We start from the raw sequence: 18,295 nt of genomic DNA, 5'->3' as shown, positions 1-18,295 counted from the left end.
AATAAAAGATAAGAAAGCCCGAAAAAGGGCTTCATTCAACGACTTCAATCACCTCACAACTGGAACAATGGCCGACCTGGGCCAAATAGGAGAACTCTACATGAAACGTAATGCATTGAGTGTGTTAATTGCTGGTAGTGCATCAGTGTTTGCAGGCAGCAGCTTTGCAGAAGATGTGATCAACATCTACAACTGGTCTGACTACATGGCGCCGGGTGCCCTAGAGCAATTCACCAAAGAAACCGGTATTAAGGTTAACTACGATGTGTACGACAGCAACGAAGTACTGGAAGCCAAGCTAATGGCGGGTGGTTCCGGCTACGATGTTGTGATGCCTTCTAACTCATTCTTTGAACGCCAAGTAAAAGCGGGCGTGTACCAAACCATCGATAAGAACAAACTGAGCAATTACGCTAATGTAGACCAAACTCTTGCCAAGCAAATCGAAAAACATGATGCGGGCAACCAGTACAATATTCCTTATGCGTGGGGCACGATTGGTATTGGTTACAATACCAAGATGATCGAAGAGCGCTTGGGAACAGCCGATATTGATTCTTGGGATGTACTGTTTGATCCTTCCGTAGCGGCTAAGCTGTCAGACTGTGGCATTGCAGTGCTTGATTCGCCTGCTGAAATGATGTCCGTGGTCAATAACTACCGCGGCGTGGATCCGAACTCTGAAGACAAAGCTGAGCTGGAAGCGTCTACTAAACTGATGTCTGGTACCCGCGATAACATCAAATACTTCCACTCAAGCAAATATATTTCTGACCTTGCTAACGGTGACGTGTGTGTCGCGATTGGTTACAACGGAGACATTTTGCAATCACAAAGCCGTGCCGAAGAAGCCGGCCAAGGCGTTGATATCAATTTCGTGATTCCAAAAGAAGGCACCTTGGTATGGTTTGATTTAATGGCCGTACCTGCGGACGCACCACACCCAGAAGCGGCGCATAAGTTCATCGACTTCATTTTGAAGCCTGAGATTGCCTCTGCGATTTCGAACTACGTTTACTACGCGGTACCGAATACTGCAGCTGAACCTTTGTTAGACCCAGATGTGGCCAACAATAAAGGTGTTTACCCAACGCAAGCGGTAAAAGAAAAACTGTACGTTCAAGTCGCGCACACTGCGCGTTTTGATCGCTCGTTAACGCGTGCTTGGACCAACATCAAAACCGGTCGCTAAACCCTGTGTTTCTGCCCTGCGGAGCCATTTGGCTCCGCTACCTTCTCTTTTATTGACTGACAGGTGGGTTATGTCTGTATCTTCTGTTGCGCCTCAAATCGTGCCAAAAGCGGCACCAACGTGGCGTCAAAGCACTTCGGAACCGTTTGTTCGCATTGAGCAAATCAATAAGCAGTTTGGCGACTTCACCGCGGTGAACAACGTGTCGCTGGATATCTACAAAAATGAATTGTTCTGTCTACTGGGCGGCTCAGGCTCTGGTAAGAGTACCTTGCTACGTATGCTGGCTGGATTTGAAACCCCAACCTCGGGTCGCATTCTGATTGATGGCGTCGACATGTCGAATACGCCCCCCTGGGAGCGTCCAGTCAACATGATGTTCCAATCCTATGCCTTGTTCCCACACCTGAGCGTGGCAGCTAACGTGGCATTTGGCTTGAAACGAGAAGGCCTGCCAAGTGGTGAAGTTCAAAAGCGTGTAGCAGACATTTTGGATATGGTGCAGCTGGGGCATTTGGCCAAGCGCAAACCGCATATGCTATCCGGTGGTCAACGCCAACGTGTGGCGCTGGCGCGCTCATTAGTGAAGCGCCCAAAGCTGTTGTTATTGGATGAGCCTTTAGGCGCATTGGATAAGAAATTGCGTGAAGAAACGCAGTTTGAATTGATGCGTTTGCAAGAAGAACTGGGCATTACTTTTGTCGTGGTCACCCACGATCAAGAGGAAGCCATGACTCTCGCCACGCGCATTGGTGTGATGAACAATGGGGTGATTGTGCAAACGGCGGAGCCTCACGAAGTTTATGAGTATCCGAATAATCGCTTTGTCGCGGAGTTCATTGGTAACGTAAACCTCTTCGAAGGGACAGTGGTCGGCGATGAGCGGGACAGCGCGTCCATTCATTGTGCAGACACGGAAAACTTAATCCATGTGGACCATGGCATCAGTTGTGCGCCTAACCAGCAAGTGAGCGTGGCCATTCGCCCTGAGAAATTCCGTATTACCCGAGAAGCCCCTGCGTCTTTGGTAAATACCACCCAAGGTATCGTCACGGAAGTGGCCTACATGGGTAGCCAATCTATCTACAAAGTACGCTTACCTTCCGGCAAAGAAGTGCGTATTACTCAGCCAAACGTTCAGCGTGATTCAGACGATCGTTTTACGTGGGATGATCATGTATACCTTGCATGGGATGCGGACAGCAGCGTGGTACTGACATCATGATGACCACAACCGCTTCCTCCGATTCGACTCGCTTACGTGTGATTCAACGCCTGCGCCAGATTCGTCTAGGACGCTGGTGTGTCATTTTGATTCCCATGCTTTGGTTGGCGGCGTTCTTTTTTATCCCATTCTTGGTGGTATTTAAAATCTCCCTAGCGGAAGCCATGATTGCTGTGCCACCTTATTCTCCGCTTATTGAGTGGGATCCGAGTAATGCTTACGCCACCCTAAAAGTGACCTTTGGCAATTACTTGTTTTTGTTTGAGTCCCGCTTTTACCTAGATGCGTATTTAAGCTCTCTGCGTATTGCGGCGGTATCGACCTTTTTCACCTTGTTGATTGGCTTTCCGATTGCCTATTTGATTGCACGCAGTGGACCGACTCAGCGTACGATTTTATTAGCACTGGTAATTCTGCCGTTCTGGACCTCATTTCTACTGCGTGTTTACGCGTGGATGGCCTTACTTAAAAAGAATGGTTTGGTGAACGAAACCTTGATGGCGATTGGCCTGATCGATCAGCCGCTACAAATCTTACAGACAGATTTCGCGGTGTATCTGGGCATCGTCTACACCTACCTACCCTTTATGATTTTGCCCCTTTATACCACCCTAGAAAAAATGGACATGAGCCTTATCGAGGCGGCGCAAGATTTAGGTGCCAAGCCTTGGCGAGCGTTTTGTCTGGTGACTTTGCCATTGGCGAAGCCAGGCATCATTGCCGGTTGTTTGCTGGTCTTTATCCCAGCCGTAGGGGAATTCGTTATCCCTGCGTTACTCGGCGGATCGGACACCTTGATGATTGGCCGCGTGTTGTGGGATGAGTTCTTCTTGAACCGAGATTGGCCATTAGCGTCAGCGGTGGCGATCATCATGCTGATTGTACTGGTTGGACCGATTATGTTTATGCGTAACGGTAATAAGGAGGCCATGTAATGAAAGGCAACTCTTGGGCGCTTAAATTAAGCGCGGGCTTTGGCTTCTTATTCCTTTACGCGCCAATCATTGCCCTAATTGTCTACAGCTTTAACGAATCCAAGCTGGTGACCGTGTGGGGAGGCTGGTCGATCAAATGGTATGTCGAGCTGTTCCAGAATGAGCAGATTATGAATGCCGCTTGGGTTAGCTTAAAAATTGCCTTTATCAGTGCCACCCTCGCGGCGGTCTTGGGGACGCTGGCTGGGTTTGTTTTAAGCCGTATGGGCAAATTTACCGGTAAAACCATCATGGCAGGCTGGGTAACTGCGCCGCTGGTGATGCCTGAAGTCATCACGGGGTTGTCGTTATTGCTGTTGTTTGTGGCGATGGAAAGCATGTTTGGTTGGCCCGCTGGTCGTGGCACGACGACGATTGTTATCGCTCACACGACGTTCTGTTTAGCCTATGTGGCGGTAGTGGTTCAATCCCGCTTGGCATCCATGGATGACACCTTGGAAGAGGCCGCGATGGACTTGGGTGCGAAGCCTGTGTCGTTGTTCTTCCTCGTCACATTACCACTGATTGCGCCAGCGATATTGTCTGGCTGGTTGTTGTCGTTTACCTTATCCCTAGATGACTTGGTGATTGCGAGCTTTGTGTCAGGGCCAGGGAATTCGACACTGCCGATGGTGATCTTTTCCAAAGTTCGCTTGGGTGTAACCCCAGAAATCAACGCCCTAGCGACCTTGATGATCTTAGCGGTGTCTATTGCAGTGATTGCAGCGATCGTCATTATGCGTCGCCAAAATCGCTTTCAGGGACCGTAACGCTGTATGTTTGAGGTAAGTAATAAATGAAAATAGGTGTTCTTGCGGCGGGTATTACGCCAGATGCATTGCTTTCTGAGTATCCGACTTATGCTGAGATGTTTGCTCAGCAAATCTCGGCCTTGGAGCCTTCGCTAACGTTTGAAATTTTCGACGTGCGCCTAGATGAGTTCCCAGAGAGCACGGACAGCTGTGATGGCTGGTTAATCACTGGCTCTAAGTCAGATGCATACGGTGACGATCCTTGGATTCTCAAATTGTGTGAGTTCATCCGTGAAGTGGATACTAAAGGCCAAGTTCTAGTGGGTATTTGCTTTGGGCATCAAGTGATTGCCCGTGCGTTAGGTGGTCGTGTGGCGAAATTCGACGGTGGTTGGGGTGTTGGTGTTCATCACTACCAAGTGGTGGAAGAGATCCCGACTCTGCCGGCGGTGGAAAAAGTGGCTTTTTGTGCTTTCCACCAAGATCAGGTGTTGGAAAAGCCAGCCAAAATGACCACGTTTCTAACAAGTAACTTTTGTGAGCACGCTGGATTGATCTATAAGGATCAAATTCTGACGTTCCAAGGGCACCCAGAGTTCTCTAAAGCCTATGAGAATGAACTCATCAATATGTATGACGGGGTGACGTTAACGCAAGAGGTGGCCGACAAAGCGCGTCAAACGGTGGAGCAAGATACGATCCAGAACCAACAATTGATGGCTTGGATTGGACAGTTCTTAAAAGCGAAGGCTTAGCTGCTGATAGGCAATAAAAAAGCCCGATCACAATGGCTTGTGATCGGGCCAAAACATAACAAAACTGGAGGGGAATCCGGGTTTTGCTGGATTAGTTCGATGCGCGAACTGCGTCAAACTGACCTTGTAGGTCGTCAATTTTGGCTTCGTAAGCATCTAGCTTTTGAGAAAGCGTTGTTGGCTGTGCAAACTCAACATTAGGGTTAGTTTCAACCCCCATAGTTTCTAGTTGAGCTGAGATAGCCTTAGCATGTGCTTGCGCGTCATAAATATCATCTTGAATATTGTTATCGCTCGCTGCAAAAGAAGCAGATGTAGATAGAGTTAATGCTGCAATAAGTGCTGATGCTTTAATGTTCATATAATTCACCTTTAAATTTTTAAATTCGATTCAATACTTTCTGAAAACTTCACTAAATTAGTTAGCTGAATATTGAGTGTTCAGCAGGTTTTTCAACTCAGCATTTTTCTCACTGATAACATCAAGCTTTTGAGAAGTCGTCATTGGCTGACCGTATAGTTCGTCCACTTGGTAGCCTTCCGCTGAAGCTTCGGTAGCCAGTGCGTTGTAGCGAGATTCTGCCATACGAAGGTCATCGCTGATATTGTCAGCGAATGCAGCAGTAGACATTGCAGAAGTGGCTAGAACAGCAGATGTAAGTGCGATTAGTTTTTTCATGTGGAGCCTCCTTTAAAGGGTCTCTTTTAAATTTAATAAAGCGTTTAAATTGTTTTGCGAAATGTGTTTCGCGTTTCGATGGAGTTAATATTAGCTATGAAAAAAAATAAAAAAAGAGCGAAAAATTCTGTTCCAAAGTTCTTCCCTCAAAATGAAAAAACAGCCTAAATCGCCATTAAAAGAACCAATCAAGGACAACTCCGGTGGTTTATTCTTAATCAATAAAAATTGGCAAATATTAATGACGCTATGCGTCGAGTTCTGGACAATTCAGTATAAAAAATATGCGACTATGCAGAAATACGGAGTCACAGCATGCACATTGAAAGCACACTTCAGGAAAACTTTTGGTTTTAGCCACTGACATATGCTTAATTGAAATCGATTAAATCGATCTACTATGATCGAATTCATCGATAGGTTGCGCTATTTGGAAGCAAATGAATGAGCAAGAGGTGCTATGATGGAGTTTCTCCAGCCCAAATGAGATGTGTATAAATGGTATTGTTTTTTCCTAATCAACAAGCCTTGGACTGTATTAGCGATAGCGGCCAAGTACTTGGACAAATCGTTTTTCAGGGCGGTCAGGATGAATACAGCTTTGCTGCCGCCCAATCGGTACAGTTAACGGAAGCCGAACAGTCGAGTATTGCCGCTAAGTTAGCTCAGCTCATGACAGGGCAGTCCAGCATTCCGATGCAGGATGATGACTAACGCGACGCGCCAGTATCATTCGAGTTCAATAGCGGTTTCAAACTTATCCCGCTTCATCGAAATCAGCGTGCGAAACTTCCTCACGTTAAGATTGCTGTACAGCAGACGATCACATAGCTTTTCGTAAGCTTCCATATCCCGCACCATGATGATCAAGACAAAATCGACTTCCCCAGTGACTTGGTAGCACTGCTTAATTTCAGGTGTGGCTTGGATGCTTTTCACAAACTCCTGAAACAGCTGCTTATGATCCCTTTCCATAAACACTTCCACCACCATGTGCAGCATGGGACCGAGTTTATGTGGCGCGATCAGTGCAACTTGGCGACTGATATATCCCTCTTCAGTGAGACGTTTCACCCGCTTTAAACACGCTGGTGGCGACAGCCCTACTTGCGCCGCTAACTGTACATTTGTCAGGCGGCTGTCTTGTTGTAGTTGCATCAAGATATTACGGTCGATTCGATCTAAAGCGTTCATGATTAATAATATTTTGTTTATCACCTAACAAACAAATTAAATGAAATGTTTTATAAGTAAAGCGTGACATTATTTTTCCTAGCGTCTTTACAATGACTGTCTCTGTTAAATGATCTTTGTGGAACGTTATGAAATCGGTATTAAGCGTTGTTCTGACTTTGTTAAAAGAAGCGGCCAAGGTGTATTGGGTACTGTTAAAAGTCATGGTGCCCGCCTTAGTAGTCGTCAAGGGGCTGGAAATGATCGGTGGTGTGGCGCTGCTCGGTGACATTCTGTCGCCTATGATGCAATGGGTCGGATTGCCAAATGAGTTGGGGTTGGTCTGGGCGACCTTGATGCTCACGAACATTTATACCGGACTGATTGTTTACTTTAACTTGGAGCTGACGCAAGCCTTGAGCGTTGCGCAAGTCACTGTATTGGGCGTGCTGGCATTGTTATCGCACTCTCTACCCGTAGAAGGGGCGGTGGCGAAGAATATGGGCGTCAGCTGGCGTGTTACCCTAGCACTTCGTTTTGGTGGAGCGGTGATCTTAGGCGGTGCCCTACATTTCCTGTATAGCTCAATGAACTGGTTGCAGCAACCGGCCAGCTCTTTGTGGCGTCCCGATGCGCCTGTAGATGATAGCTTAGTGTCATGGGCATTAGGCCAGATTGAAACCCTTGCTTGGATTTATGTGATTATCTTCGCTTTGATGGTGTTGCTAAGAGTCCTTAGAGCCATTGGTATTGAGCGTATGATGCATACCTTGCTTTACCCTGTGCTGCGCTGGCTGGGTATCGGCAAAGACGCTGCAAACGTGGCGGTGATCGGCGTGGTGCTTGGTCTGACGTTTGGTGCGGGGCTACTGATTAAAGAAGCGCAATCAGGCCGTCTGAGTCAGCGAGATATTTTCTTAACGATTGGCTTTTTGGGGCTGTTTCACAGTGTCATCGAGGACACTATGCTGATTCTCCTGATAGGGGCGGATCTTTCAGGAATTCTATGGGCGAGACTGGTGTTTGCGTTAGTCGTCATTGGAGCCTTAGCGCGTTGGTCATATGTGACGCGAAAATTAAACGACCGCCAAGAAACACCGCAGACGTAATAAAAACATGTTGTTTGAATATACAAAGGGCCGTTTAACGGCCCTTTGTATAGTTCTACTGTCTAGCGAGTTGCTAAATAATTAAACGCTGTACCCTAGGATAATGAAAAGGACAAAGCTCAGAATCGCGCCCAATGCTGTGTAAGGTAGCTGGGTCATCGCGTGTGCCATGGGCGAGCACCCTGCTCCTTGTGCGGCTAGCACGGTAGAGTCACTGAAGAAGCAAGCATGACTACCAAACGATGACGCAGACAGCAGTGCACCAATTACTAATGCCATATTAGCATCCACACCCAAGGCAATTGGCACAACAATGGGAATAGCGATAATAAATGAGCCCCAGCTCGATGCCGTACCGAACACAATGGCTGCCATGACGACAAATACTAAAGCCGGCATCAGTTCAGCGGTCATGATAGGAGCGACCACACTAACGATATAGCTGGTCATACCCAGTTCGTCGTTGACACTTTTCAACATGAAACCGGCAATCACCGTGGACAATGGGTAGAGCATGACCTTGAAGCCTTCAAAGACGCCTTTGAACTGCTCTTCTAGCGATAACAGTCCCTGTACGTAATACATTGCCACGGTAATCGCTAAGGTCACCAGAACGCCTTTTAACAGGTCGATATCGTAGTAAACCGTTGCCGCAATCAAGATCAACATCGGTACGATAAAGTTCAACATGCCCACTAGGCTGCTGGTCTTGCGATGGCTGGTAGCGGCCGCTTCCATGGTATCGCCAGTATAGTCCAAAGGCTTAGGCTGTCCGCTTGCTGCGCGAGCTTCCGCCTTTTTCATTGCCCCTAGGTTGCCGACCACACCTAATGTCACCAAAAACACCAGGATCAACGCCACCCAGCCATAGACCATAAAAGGAATGGCTGAAATATACGTCGCGAGACCTTGGCCATCAGCTGCAAGCTCGTTTTCTTCGAGCAAGCCTGCAAAGAACACGGCCCAAGTGGAAACTGGCACCAAAATACACATCGGTGCGGCCGTTGAGTCGATGATATACGCCAATTTTTCACGGGAAACTTTGTAGTGATCGGTCACTTGTTTGACGGACGAGGACACCGCCAAGCAGTTTAGGTAGTCATCGATAAATACGACTAAGCCAATAAAAAAGGTTGTTAACAATGATTGGCGGCGGGACTTAATACGGCCTTTTAACCAATCGCTGAAACTGTTTAGACAGCCACTTTTCTCTAGCAATACGATCAAGCCGCCCATCAAACCACAGACCAACACGATCCAAATAATAGTTTCATTGCCCATCACCGCAGACAGCGTGTCGGCAAGAGACGTGACTACTGAGGTGTGATCAAGCATGATCAGGCCAGCGACCACGCCGGTTAATAAGGATTCAAACGGTGCACGAGAAATGAGAGCAATGGAGAGGACAAACAGCGTGGGCAGTAGCGATTTAAAGCCCCAGTCTTCACCAGGTTGATGTGCGTAAGACAATGACCAGAAGAAAGCGATGGCGCCAAGAGTCACCATGACCGACAGCAAAAGGGAGCGTTTAGGACGAATAGTATTCAACGCTTTTATAACTTGTTCCATAGAGTGTTCCCGATTTTAAAGCATAATTCTTATAAGCATTTAAAATACTCTGAAACAAATACTGGAACATATATCCCCTAGGGGTTAGCCCATAAGGGGTATAAAAAAGCCAGCTAGGCAGCTGGCTTTTGTCAAAGGAAGTGATGATTAGACTTTGAAACGGTCTAGAATCGATTTCTGTGACTCGGTATGTGAACGCTGTTGTTCCATGGCGTTACTGGAGTCTTGAGCAAGATCTACCACAGAGGTGGACAGTGTTTTAATTTTCACTGCATTTTGATTGATCTCTTCCGCCACGTGACTTTGCTCTTGTGCTGCTGAAGCAATTTGCGCATTCATATCGCTGATTTGCTCAATAGACTGGCGAATTCGAACTAATGCAGCATCGGCTAATTGTGCATTCTCAACCGCTTTTACAGCGGTATCACGACTTTCAGTCATTGCATGGGAAACCGCTGCTGAGCCATTCTGCAATTGCTCAATCATGCCTCGAATTTCTGTGGTCGATTCCTGTGTACGTTGTGCTAGGGTTCGAACCTCATCGGCAACCACGGCAAAACCACGACCGGACTCCCCTGCACGAGCTGCCTCAATAGCTGCGTTCAAAGCAAGCAAGTTGGTTTGATCTGCGATTTCGTTAATCACGGCCAAAATGGTTTCGATATTACTGGTTGCATGCTCCAAGCCTTTGACCTGTTCAACCGCTTGATCGATTCGATTCGACAACGCATCGATTGATTTCGCGGTGTCACTGACCACTGCAGAACCTTCAAGGGTGGTACGATCCACTTCGGTGGCAGACTCAGAGGCACGCTGTGCGTTTTCAGCCACTTCGTTGGACGCCAATGACATTTGATGGATAGCCGTGGCCAGCATTTCGAGTTCTTTTAGTTGATCTTTCATGGCTTGTGACGACTCATGAGAGCTTGAGACTGTCTTAGCACCACTTGCGACCACCTCATCACCTAACAATTTTAGATGAGTAATGCGTTCTTGCAGGCTGCTAGCAAATTGGTTGAATCCCTGTGCTAGCTCCGCGAACTCTGGAGTATTGCTAGGTGCAATGCGTTTCGTTAAGTCGCCTTCTCCCGTGGCAACGTCTTGGATTGCTGAATTAAGCTCGCCAAGAGGGCGCAATAGCGTACGAATCAACACGGTCATCACGATAACGCTTACCAGTATACCTATAATACCAAATATCACGGCATTATTACGAAGGGTTGCGAGCGCTGAGAAGGCTTTGTCTTCATCAACGACTGCAATGACATACCAGTTTTGAGTCGCTTCTCGGGTTATACTGATGAGGCTGCTTACACCATCAACTTTGGTTTCTTGTAAGCCTTCTTTTAACGTAGCGGAAGGTAAGACCTCTGAAAGCGATTTGCCATTGTTCTCTGTTTCAGGGTGGGCGATCACTTGCCCTTTATCGGTGACAAGAAACAGGTAGCCTGCATCAAAGATATTGACCGAGTTAACCAATTCGGACAAACCACCTAGCTCTAAATCGTAGAACATCGCACCGACAAAACGGTTGCCATCCATAACGGGATTACCGATGGAAATAATCGTTTGTTTGGTGGATACATCGACATAAGGAGCAGTGACTACTTGTTGACGCTCGCGTTTAGCATCCATATACCATGGGCGCTTACGTGGATCATAGCTCGCATCAGGCTCCCAACCGTCGTCATTTTCAACCACGACCGCATCGGACTCGTAACCTAAGCCGATTGCCAGAAAACTGTTTTTGATCGCTGGTTTTTCCAGAAGCTGTTTAACGTATGTGCGATCGTTAGGGTTGAGTTCAATACTCTCGGTCATACTCTGCGCCAAAGCCCGTTTGTTAGACAATTCTGCGCTAATTGTATTCCCTACTCCGACAACCATTTCCTTCAGGCTGACTTTTACTAAACCTTCGACCTCTGAGCGAACAGTCAATAACTGCTGAATGCTCAACAAGCCAACGGTTAAGGCTAACAATAGCGATGACATCGCAACGACTTTATGGCTGAAACGCATGCTGGCTCCACTTTTCATTGATTAGAGTTGGAAATATATCAATTTTCACTTATTGATCACATTCTTTGCATTATAGATGACAAATATATTAAGAGTAGATACAAATGACTCTTTGTTAGGGGCGATGTATAGTGAGGCCCCTTCTTCAGTCAAGTGCGGATCGAGGTAGGAAGAATTACCTTATTCAGGTGATTTTAAATGATGTGTGAGCAGGCTTTGTAACATTATTTTCAAATCCTGTAGTGTTCGTGTTGCGCGTTGTTCGTTTTGGTTAACAATCACTAGATAACTACTGTGAGTGACCTCTAAATAATGACGTGCGATACGTTCGCGTTCGCGAATGTGCTTGTTGATGCCCAGTCGTTTAAACACCTTAGCCATTTGTGAGATCACCATATCATCATGACGTTCATCCAGCTCTCTTAGCTCAGGCACTGAGAACATGGCTTGCACTAAGCGAAGCACCGCCTTCTGCTGGCGATAAGTACGTAAGTTGATGTCGACAACTTGATCAATAAAGTCCTCTAAGGACAGACTTTCAACAGGCCACTCTTCGATGTCGTTTAAGACTTCTTCAATGCTGTCTAGCCAGCTTTTGCCCATGGCGTACAAAATAGCGTGTTTATTGGGAAAATAGTGATAAAGCGAACCGACTGAAATCCCGACTTCCTTGGCGATGATGGCAGTATTCAGATCGTTCAAGCCAACGGTTTCCAGCAAGTTGCTGGTGACTTCTAAGATCTGCTGAGTGCGCTTGATAGAGCGTGACTGCACTGGCTCACTGCGCGGAGACACGGGTTGCATGGTTTTCATCGTCGTCGGTTTTTTGGTCATGATATGTGAGGGTGTCCTTCTATCAAATAAGGCATCAATATAAGTCGCGATAACGGTTGCTAAGATCGCTACGGTAACCGATCTAACATGGAATAGTACAGCATTCCTGCCACCAGACCGGGCCAGCGTAGTAAGGTACCACCGGGGAAGTCACGCATGGGTAGCTTTTCAAACGCATCGACTGTTTCTAACGAGCCTTGCACCGCTTTTGCAAACACCGCACCCGCAAAAGTGGCTAAGGCCACACCGTGCCCAGAATAGCCATGAGCGACAAAAATATTCTCATCTTGGCGCGCGATATGCGGCATTCGATTCAAAGTAATCGCTAGAGTGCCACCCCAAGCGTAATCAATACGATAACGGTCAAGCTCAGGATACGTCTCGATCATGTGTTTCTTCACAAAACCTGCGATGTCTTTTGGAAAGCGTGGACTGTAATTCTCGCCGCCACCCCACAGCATGCGACCATCGGCTGACAGACGATAGTAATTCACCACAAACTTCGAGTCAGCGATGGCAATGTTGTCAGGATTAATGCGCCCGATCACCTCTGGTGGCAATGGCTCGGTCGCAATAATAAAATTATTGATCGGCATGATTTTACGGGCTGCTGGCCGATTTAGATGGCCTAAATAACCATTGCAGGCAAACAGAATATAGCGGCAGGTCACTTGGCCTTTTGCGGTTCTAACTACGGGTTTTTCACCCGCTTGATAGTCAATCACAGCCGAGTTTTCATAAAGCTTCGCACCATGTCTTTCTGCCGCTTTGGCTAAGCCCAGTGCAAAATTCAGGGGATGCAAATGGGCACCTTCTGCGTACCATTCGCCGCCGTGGTAACGATCCGTCCCAAGTTTCTGTGCGACCTCGTCTGCGTTCAGAAAGGACACACCTTGATAGCCCAATATGTCACGCTTGTATGCGACCGCGTCACGGATTTCTTGTGCATGCTTTGGCTTATTCGCCACATGCAACACCCCGTCGCTCAAGTCACAATCGATTTGGTACTGTTTCACTAAGTCTTTGACTAAGGTGACCGAGTCGACTGACGTTTGCCACAACAGATCCGCCGCTTCTTTGCCAACTTGCTTCACCATCTCTTCATGGCCCATATTATGGCCTTGGCAAATTTGTCCGCCGTTGCGTCCTGATGCCCCCCAACCGATTTTATGAGCTTCCAGAAGCGTGACTTGATACCCTGCCTCGGCCAAATGCAGCGCGGCGGAAGCCCCAGTAAAGCCTCCACCAATGATACAAATATCACTTTCGTGATCGCCCACTAACTGCGGACGATCGACTAAGGCTTTGGCTGTGGCAGCGTAATAAGACGCTTCATGTGTGCTCAATGGGGCACTCCTATTTCAAATATTAACCGAATTATCAGTCGGTTTTTGTTGAAAATAAATCTTTTGAAAACCTATCTCTAACAAAGTGTTGATTTAATAATCAAACTGAAATATGTTTTTAAACCGAAACATTATTCGGTTTAGCGCAAAGAATAACCGAAACAAAAAAGATCGCAACAGGAAATTTAAGATCCATCCATACCAAGGTGAGTTATGACAGAGCTTGAAGCTTTTTTAAAAGAGCATGCAATTACAGAAGTCGAGTCAACGTTAGCAGATATGACGGGCAACGCACGGGGTAAGTTCTACCCGACGTTTAAGTTCTTAGCTGAGAAAACAGGCCGTATCCCAGAGACGGTACTGGTGCAAAGTGTGACAGGTGATTGGGCAGACAACCACTACGAGATTGTTGACGCCAGCGACCGCGACATGGTGCTCAAGCCTGATCCAAATACCATACGAATGGTACCTTGGGCGGATGAACCAACGGCGCAAGTGATCAACGACTGTTACAACACAGATGGCGAATTACACCCATTGGCCAGTCGTACGATCTTGCGTCATATCCTGTCTCTTTATGAGAAAGAAGGTTTAAAACCTATTATCGCTCCAGAAGTTGAGTTTTACCTGATTCAACCGAATACCGATCCCGACTACGAACTAAAACCCGCTGCAGGCCGTTCTGGAAAGCGTGAAACCTCACGTCGTTCCTACAGCATTGATGCGGTAAACGAGTTCAACACCATCATCGACACCCTTTACGCCTACTGCGAAGCGCAAGATCTGGACGTGGACACCTTGATCCACGAATCCGGCGCGGCACAGATGGAAATCAACTTTATTCACGGTGATCCACTGGATCTTGCCGATCAGGTGTTTGTGTTCAAACGCACATTACGTGAAGCCGCGATGAAACACGGTGTCTACGCGACCTTCATGGCTAAGCCGATGAAAAACGAACCGGGCAGCGCGATGCACATCCACCAAAGCTTAGTGGACGCTGAAACGGGTCAAAACGTTTTTGATAACAATGGTGAGCCGAGTGAATTGTTTTACCACTACCTAGGTGGCTTGCAGAAATACACGCCGAACGCGATTTCTTTCTTTGCGCCGAACGTTAACTCTTACCGCCGCTTCTCCCCTGAAATGGCAGCACCGATCAACATGCAATGGGGCTTTGACAACCGCACAGCAGGTCTTCGTATTCCGTACGCGCCGCCACAAGCGACACGCATCGAAAACCGTTTCCCTGGCGCGGACTGTAACCCTTACTTAGCCATCGCCGCGACCTTGGCCTGTGGTTACTTGGGCATGAAACAAAAACTGCGCCCTACCGAACCCACCAAAGGCAACCAACCACCTTCTGAATACCAAGAAGTGGAAATTGCCCGCACCTTGGAAGAAGGCCTTCGTTTATTAGAAGACTGCGAACCATTGTGTGAAATCCTAGGCATGGACTTTGTCACCGCTTACATGGGCGTTAAACGTAGCGAATTCGAAACGTTTAACCGCGTGATTAGCTCATGGGAACGTGAGCACCTGCTATTGAACGTGTAATAACTTTCAAACCGTGATGCCCAATGACTTGGATAGAAAAGCCAAGCGTGGGCATCCTTATGACATCACTAAAGGAATCAACCATGACACACCCACAACGAAAAATGCGACGTGTAGTACCCATTGCAAGCTTAGTCTGTGCGTTGAGCGCAGGCGCTGCGCCTGCCATGGCGGAGACACTCAAGCTTTACAACTGGTCTGACTACATTGCAGAAGACACCATCGAACGTTTTGAAGCCGAAACCGGCATCGACGTGATCGAAGACGTCTTCGACAGCAACGAAGTGCTAGAAGCCAAACTATTGGCCGGCAACTCAGGTTACGACCTGGTCGTACCGACCGCTTCGTTTATGGGCCGCCAGATCCAAGCGGGTGTGTTTGATACCTTAGACAAGTCAAAACTGTCTAACTTACATCGTGTTGATACAGAACTGCTGTCCTTCCTAGAAGCGGTCGACCCGGGCAACCAATACGGCGTACCGTACCTTTGGGGCACCACAGGGATTGGTTACAACGTAGATAAAGTGAAAGAAGTACTGGGCGAAGACGCGCCAGTTAACAGCTGGGATCTGGTGTTCAAACCGGAAAACATGGAAAAGCTACAGTCCTGTGGCGTCATGTTCCTAGACTCCCCAGACGAGCTTTACCCACTGGTTTTAAACTACCTTGGCAAAGATCCAAACAGCCGCACCCAATCGGATTACGCCTTGGACAGCGACGGGGTTGAACTGCTGAAAAGCGTGCGCCCATACGTTAGCCAATTCCACTCTTCTCAATACATCAGCGCCCTAGCAAACGGCGATGCTTGTGTTGCCATCGGTTGGTCGGGTGACGTGATCCAAGCACAAGATCGCGCCATCGAAGCGGAAAACGGCATCAACATCGAATACAGCATTCCAAAGGAAGGCACACAAGTCTGGTTCGACATGCTAGCGATTCCAAAAGATGCCAAAAACAAAGACGCAGCACATAAATTCATCGACTTCCTGCTACGCCCTGACGTCATCGCAGATATCTCCAACTATGTCGCCTACGCCAACCCGAACGTTGACGCAATGGACCTACAAGACGAAGAAATCCGCGATAACGAAGGTATCTACCCACCAGAAGATGTGAAAAAGAAACTGTTCGCACAGAAAGTCCGCGGCATGCGAATTGAACGCCTAATGGTCCGCCTCTGGACCGACATCAAAACAGGCCGCTAAACGCCCACAACCCACTTAAACGGAGGCCTCCCCTCCGTTTAAGTACCCCGTACGCCCCGATTTACCTATATCCTCGGACTTTGTACGACCCGATTGTATCGGGGAAACTTCCCTGCAACCTCTGAGGCAAACCGATGTTCCCCAAGCCTCTGTAGGACCGAACTGTGCTCGGGAACAACTTAGCGTCCTCAGCGTCAATGAGCTTCGCCAAATTGTTGCGGGCACGAGCTTCCATGCAATTCAATTCGCTTGCGCAACTTCTTCGCTTCGTTCCTCAGCTCGAAACGTCAGCGCGAATCAAACGCATGGAATCTTTGTAGGACTGCGCTTTGCGCGGGAAATTGGGTCTTGTACGACCCGATTGCATCGGGGAGAAGCCTTTAAGTTCTCGGGAAACGAGAGGAACTAAGACTAACCAAAAACATGCTCAAAGCTGTCAGTATGTCCTTGATCTGCCTCTTCAACAGATTGATCAAAGTCGCTTTTAAAGCCTGATTGAGAAAGCAAATGCAGCGTCTCCTGCAAGCCTTCATAGTGCTCACGAGACATCATAACGACCCTGTCTGTCTCACTTATGATTTCGATAATCTTATTGTCTTTGTTCACTTGCTCTATCAACTTAGAAAGTGAAGCTTGAGCGTCTGTAGCTGTAATCGTTTTCATAAAGAAAGCCTTTCATTAAGTACTTAGAAAGCATAAGTCGATTTTCATGATTGAGCGACTCCTTAAAGGATAGAGTCTTGCAGTTCCTTCATATCTGGCTATAATGTGAGCACAACTTATCCTTCTTCCACGCGTGGCGACATACAGACCCCTGGAGTTGGACGAATAAGCCGGCCCCGTGCCGGTTTTTTCACATCTAAAGCCTAGGAAGGCGATAGTTACGGGGATGGATAGCCCTATTCACATATCTTTTTAAGCTCGCTACCCATCGTGTCGTCCATTAATTGGAATGATCATCTATGAAAACTAGGGTCTATATTGACGGCTATAATTTCTATTTTGGTTGCTTAAAAGGAACACCTCATAAATGGCTTGACCTGATTAAGCTGATGGAGACTCTGTTAGTTCGTTCAGGTGCTCCTGAATCAAAGCTAGATGATTTAGCAATTAAATTCTTTACGGCTGAAATATCTGAGCGTGCTGCATCAGATAGCAGTTCCTTAAACGACCAGCGTTCTTATCACCTAGCGTTGAACAATCACTGTCAAAGCAAACTGGCCACAGTGAAGGGCAATTACTCCATCGATAAAACCAAATTTCCTAAAGTTGAGCTTGATGACGACGGCAAAGAAAAAGAGCCTCGTTTCTCTGAGCGAGTAAAAATTTGGAAGATGGAGGAAAAGCAAAGTGATGTGAATGTTGCACTAGAGGCTGTTTACGATGGTGTGACAGATACGAGTCTAGAACATATTATCTTTGTCACGAATGACACAGACATCATTCCAGCTTTCAGAAAACTTCGTCATCACAACGAACAGCAAGCTAGAGATCCAATTCAAATCGGCTTAATCATCCCTGCTAGAAAAAGTGATTCCCAGCGTAGAGGGAATAAGAGCTTAAAAGAACTTGCCGATTGGACGATTGAATTCATACATGACTGGGAGCTTGAAAAGGCCCAATTACCATGCCGAGTGTTTGGTGATAAGAAAACGGCGATAAAGCCCACAGGCTGGTTCAAGTATGCTGATAAAGTAGAAGAAATCCTTAGTATCCTCAGCCAAAGAGGTGTGGAAGGCAGTATTCCAAAAGCTTGGAAATGGCTCGAACGTCCACTGCATCTAGTTGATAGCCTTCCTAACTTTGATGGTATTCCTGCTGAACATATGGATGATGAGAAGCGGTTGGATATTACGCTTCAGCATGTAAAAGCTTATGCAGGGCATAGACTTAGAGGCTAGAGCTT

At 47.2% G+C, this 18,295-nt stretch carries 18 protein-coding genes; 10 read left to right on the top strand and 8 right to left on the bottom strand.

What is annotated here, in order from left to right:
* The first annotated feature begins 100 nt into the window (after window positions 1-100).
* The 5 genes from ACXAC1_RS06720 (at window position 101) to ACXAC1_RS06700 (ending at window position 4,898) form a co-directional block, all read left to right on the top strand.
* On the top strand, window positions 101-1,192 hold the full coding sequence (locus tag ACXAC1_RS06720) for a polyamine ABC transporter substrate-binding protein (RefSeq protein WP_475060184.1): 1,092 nt from the start codon (window positions 101-103) through the stop codon (window positions 1,190-1,192).
* A gap of 70 nt (window positions 1,193-1,262) precedes the next feature.
* Entirely contained in the window at window positions 1,263-2,417 is a 1,155-nt protein-coding gene (locus tag ACXAC1_RS06715; RefSeq protein WP_475060182.1) for an ABC transporter ATP-binding protein, read from the top strand.
* Window positions 2,414-3,352 (top strand): ABC transporter permease subunit, encoded by a 939-nt coding sequence (locus tag ACXAC1_RS06710; protein WP_475060180.1) that lies wholly within the window; start codon window positions 2,414-2,416, stop codon window positions 3,350-3,352. Before ACXAC1_RS06715 ends, ACXAC1_RS06710 begins: the two co-directional genes overlap by 4 nt.
* Complete coding sequence (locus tag ACXAC1_RS06705; protein ID WP_133561428.1) at window positions 3,352-4,161, top strand: ABC transporter permease subunit; 810 nt, start codon at window positions 3,352-3,354, stop codon at window positions 4,159-4,161. The genes ACXAC1_RS06710 and ACXAC1_RS06705 overlap by 1 nt, the downstream gene beginning before the upstream one ends.
* Before the next feature lie 26 nt (window positions 4,162-4,187).
* Window positions 4,188-4,898 carry a glutamine amidotransferase-related protein gene (locus ACXAC1_RS06700; protein WP_475060178.1) on the top strand — a complete coding sequence of 237 codons (711 nt, stop codon included), beginning with the start codon at window positions 4,188-4,190 and terminating at the stop codon, window positions 4,896-4,898.
* Window positions 4,899-4,989: 91 nt separating this feature from the next.
* On the opposite strand, the gene ACXAC1_RS06695 is transcribed toward ACXAC1_RS06700, so the two are convergent.
* Entirely contained in the window at window positions 4,990-5,259 is a 270-nt protein-coding gene (locus ACXAC1_RS06695) for a hypothetical protein (protein WP_475060176.1), read from the bottom strand.
* 57 nt (window positions 5,260-5,316) lie between these two features.
* Window positions 5,317-5,577: a hypothetical protein gene (locus ACXAC1_RS06690; RefSeq protein WP_475060174.1), complete on the bottom strand. Its 261-nt coding sequence runs from the start codon at window positions 5,575-5,577 to the stop codon at window positions 5,317-5,319.
* A gap of 498 nt (window positions 5,578-6,075) precedes the next feature.
* Between ACXAC1_RS06690 and ACXAC1_RS06685 the strand changes: the two genes are divergently transcribed.
* Window positions 6,076-6,291 carry a hypothetical protein gene (locus ACXAC1_RS06685; protein WP_228190215.1) on the top strand — a complete coding sequence of 72 codons (216 nt, stop codon included), beginning with the start codon at window positions 6,076-6,078 and terminating at the stop codon, window positions 6,289-6,291.
* 15 nt (window positions 6,292-6,306) lie between these two features.
* Here ACXAC1_RS06685 and ACXAC1_RS06680 read toward each other — a convergent pair whose 3' ends face one another.
* Window positions 6,307-6,771: an Lrp/AsnC family transcriptional regulator gene (locus tag ACXAC1_RS06680; protein WP_475060171.1), complete on the bottom strand. Its 465-nt coding sequence runs from the start codon at window positions 6,769-6,771 to the stop codon at window positions 6,307-6,309.
* Between the two features lie 128 nt (window positions 6,772-6,899).
* Here ACXAC1_RS06680 and ACXAC1_RS06675 point away from each other — a divergent pair, with 128 nt between their 5' ends.
* Window positions 6,900-7,859, top strand: a complete 960-nt coding sequence (locus ACXAC1_RS06675; protein WP_475060169.1) for a hypothetical protein — start codon at window positions 6,900-6,902, stop codon at window positions 7,857-7,859.
* An 81-nt stretch (window positions 7,860-7,940) separates the two neighbouring features.
* Here ACXAC1_RS06675 and ACXAC1_RS06670 read toward each other — a convergent pair whose 3' ends face one another.
* From ACXAC1_RS06670 to ACXAC1_RS06655, 4 genes are all read right to left on the bottom strand, one after another.
* Window positions 7,941-9,428, bottom strand: coding sequence for a Na+/H+ antiporter NhaC family protein (locus ACXAC1_RS06670; RefSeq protein ID WP_475060167.1), 1,488 nt, complete (start codon window positions 9,426-9,428; stop codon window positions 7,941-7,943).
* A 147-nt stretch (window positions 9,429-9,575) separates the two neighbouring features.
* On the bottom strand, window positions 9,576-11,447 hold the full coding sequence (locus ACXAC1_RS06665; protein WP_475060165.1) for a methyl-accepting chemotaxis protein: 1,872 nt from the start codon (window positions 11,445-11,447) through the stop codon (window positions 9,576-9,578).
* A gap of 180 nt (window positions 11,448-11,627) precedes the next feature.
* Entirely contained in the window at window positions 11,628-12,281 is a 654-nt protein-coding gene (locus ACXAC1_RS06660; protein WP_475060162.1) for a TetR/AcrR family transcriptional regulator, read from the bottom strand.
* 68 nt (window positions 12,282-12,349) lie between these two features.
* On the bottom strand, window positions 12,350-13,627 hold the full coding sequence (locus ACXAC1_RS06655; RefSeq protein WP_475060160.1) for an NAD(P)/FAD-dependent oxidoreductase: 1,278 nt from the start codon (window positions 13,625-13,627) through the stop codon (window positions 12,350-12,352).
* 213 nt (window positions 13,628-13,840) lie between these two features.
* Here ACXAC1_RS06655 and ACXAC1_RS06650 point away from each other — a divergent pair, with 213 nt between their 5' ends.
* Together ACXAC1_RS06650 and ACXAC1_RS06645 are read left to right on the top strand one after the other, a co-directional pair.
* Entirely contained in the window at window positions 13,841-15,184 is a 1,344-nt protein-coding gene (locus tag ACXAC1_RS06650; protein WP_475060158.1) for a glutamine synthetase family protein, read from the top strand.
* A gap of 83 nt (window positions 15,185-15,267) precedes the next feature.
* Window positions 15,268-16,389, top strand: coding sequence for an extracellular solute-binding protein (locus tag ACXAC1_RS06645; RefSeq protein WP_475060155.1), 1,122 nt, complete (start codon window positions 15,268-15,270; stop codon window positions 16,387-16,389).
* A 411-nt stretch (window positions 16,390-16,800) separates the two neighbouring features.
* On the opposite strand, the gene ACXAC1_RS06640 is transcribed toward ACXAC1_RS06645, so the two are convergent.
* Window positions 16,801-17,052 (bottom strand): type II toxin-antitoxin system Phd/YefM family antitoxin, encoded by a 252-nt coding sequence (locus ACXAC1_RS06640; RefSeq protein ID WP_475060152.1) that lies wholly within the window; start codon window positions 17,050-17,052, stop codon window positions 16,801-16,803.
* 299 nt (window positions 17,053-17,351) lie between these two features.
* On the opposite strand from ACXAC1_RS06640, the gene ACXAC1_RS06635 reads away from it, so the two are divergent.
* A complete protein-coding gene (locus ACXAC1_RS06635; RefSeq protein ID WP_475060149.1) occupies window positions 17,352-18,290 on the top strand; it encodes an NYN domain-containing protein in 939 nt (312 codons plus the stop codon).
* Window positions 18,291-18,295: the final 5 nt, after the last annotated feature.

Source organism: Marinomonas sp. AWM4_232, from assembly GCF_056158325.1.
The sequence above is the reverse complement of the archived record's forward strand: the minus strand, read 5'-3'. Positions and strand labels throughout refer to the sequence as shown.

Bases quoted from the DNA above. Each gene is read 5' to 3' on its own strand.
- ACXAC1_RS06720 (WP_475060184.1), top strand. From the start codon at position 101: ATGAAACGTAATGCATTGAGTGTGTTAATTGCTGGTAGTGCATCAGTG.
- ACXAC1_RS06715 (WP_475060182.1), top strand. From the start codon at position 1,263: ATGTCTGTATCTTCTGTTGCGCCTCAAATCGTGCCAAAAGCGGCACCA.
- ACXAC1_RS06710 (WP_475060180.1), top strand. From the start codon at position 2,414: ATGATGACCACAACCGCTTCCTCCGATTCGACTCGCTTACGTGTGATT.
- ACXAC1_RS06705 (WP_133561428.1), top strand. From the start codon at position 3,352: ATGAAAGGCAACTCTTGGGCGCTTAAATTAAGCGCGGGCTTTGGCTTC.
- ACXAC1_RS06700 (WP_475060178.1), top strand. From the start codon at position 4,188: ATGAAAATAGGTGTTCTTGCGGCGGGTATTACGCCAGATGCATTGCTT.
- ACXAC1_RS06695 (WP_475060176.1), bottom strand. From the start codon at position 5,259: ATGAACATTAAAGCATCAGCACTTATTGCAGCATTAACTCTATCTACA.
- ACXAC1_RS06690 (WP_475060174.1), bottom strand. From the start codon at position 5,577: ATGAAAAAACTAATCGCACTTACATCTGCTGTTCTAGCCACTTCTGCA.
- ACXAC1_RS06685 (WP_228190215.1), top strand. From the start codon at position 6,076: ATGGTATTGTTTTTTCCTAATCAACAAGCCTTGGACTGTATTAGCGAT.
- ACXAC1_RS06680 (WP_475060171.1), bottom strand. From the start codon at position 6,771: ATGAACGCTTTAGATCGAATCGACCGTAATATCTTGATGCAACTACAA.
- ACXAC1_RS06675 (WP_475060169.1), top strand. From the start codon at position 6,900: ATGAAATCGGTATTAAGCGTTGTTCTGACTTTGTTAAAAGAAGCGGCC.
- ACXAC1_RS06670 (WP_475060167.1), bottom strand. From the start codon at position 9,428: ATGGAACAAGTTATAAAAGCGTTGAATACTATTCGTCCTAAACGCTCC.
- ACXAC1_RS06665 (WP_475060165.1), bottom strand. From the start codon at position 11,447: ATGCGTTTCAGCCATAAAGTCGTTGCGATGTCATCGCTATTGTTAGCC.
- ACXAC1_RS06660 (WP_475060162.1), bottom strand. From the start codon at position 12,281: ATGACCAAAAAACCGACGACGATGAAAACCATGCAACCCGTGTCTCCG.
- ACXAC1_RS06650 (WP_475060158.1), top strand. From the start codon at position 13,841: ATGACAGAGCTTGAAGCTTTTTTAAAAGAGCATGCAATTACAGAAGTC.
- ACXAC1_RS06645 (WP_475060155.1), top strand. From the start codon at position 15,268: ATGACACACCCACAACGAAAAATGCGACGTGTAGTACCCATTGCAAGC.
- ACXAC1_RS06640 (WP_475060152.1), bottom strand. From the start codon at position 17,052: ATGAAAACGATTACAGCTACAGACGCTCAAGCTTCACTTTCTAAGTTG.
- ACXAC1_RS06635 (WP_475060149.1), top strand. From the start codon at position 17,352: ATGAAAACTAGGGTCTATATTGACGGCTATAATTTCTATTTTGGTTGC.